This is a genomic window from Vibrio sp. 03_296, from assembly GCF_002265885.1.
Genome location: NZ_NPKW01000599.1, coordinates 1 through 672, shown reverse-complemented (window position 1 = coordinate 672; position 672 = coordinate 1). Strand labels below are relative to the sequence as shown.

The 672-nt window shown below is 51.4% G+C and carries 1 pseudogene; it reads left to right on the top strand.

The window, feature by feature from the left end:
- Positions 1-672: pseudogene (locus CIK04_RS26485) on the top strand (sodium:proton antiporter); the annotation flags it as partial.

The following is a 672-nucleotide window of genomic DNA, read 5'->3' as shown; positions in this document are numbered from 1 at the left end:
CTGGCCATTGGCCTCGGGTTAGGCGTTTTGTTTGGTCAGTTTCTCGCGGTGGTGCTGCGACGTGGCTGGTTGCCTGAATACCTGCAACCGTTTGCCGTTTTAAGCTTAGTGCTGGGCGTGTTTGCGCTCTCGAATCATCTGGAACATGAATCAGGCCTATTAACGGTCACCGTGATGGGGGATGTGGTTAGCTAACTCCAAAGGGGGTGGATATCAAGCATATTCTTCACTTTAAAGAGCATCTCACCATTCTCTTTATCACTGGCTTATTCATTTTGCTGGCGGCGCGTATCCAGCCGGAAGACTTTTACACACTCGGCATCAGTGCCTTGGTCTTATTCGCGTTTATTCAGTTTGTCTCTCGTCCGGTCTCTATCTATCTTGCGACGCTGCGCAGCTCGCTTAATGGTAAGAAAGGCYTTTTGGCTTGGGTTGCGCCACGTGGCATTGTCGCCGCGTCCATTTCGTCGTTATTTGCGATCAAGTTAGAGTCACTCGGCATGTCTGAAGCTGCGTTGTTAGTGCCACTTACCTTTATGGTGATTATTGGCACTGTGGTGCTGCAAAGTGCAACGGCTCGCCCAATGGCGGTGGCACTAGGGGTGTCAGAACCCGCTCCAAAAGGTTTCTTGATCATCGGGGCAGAACGATGTCGCGCGTACATTAGCGCAG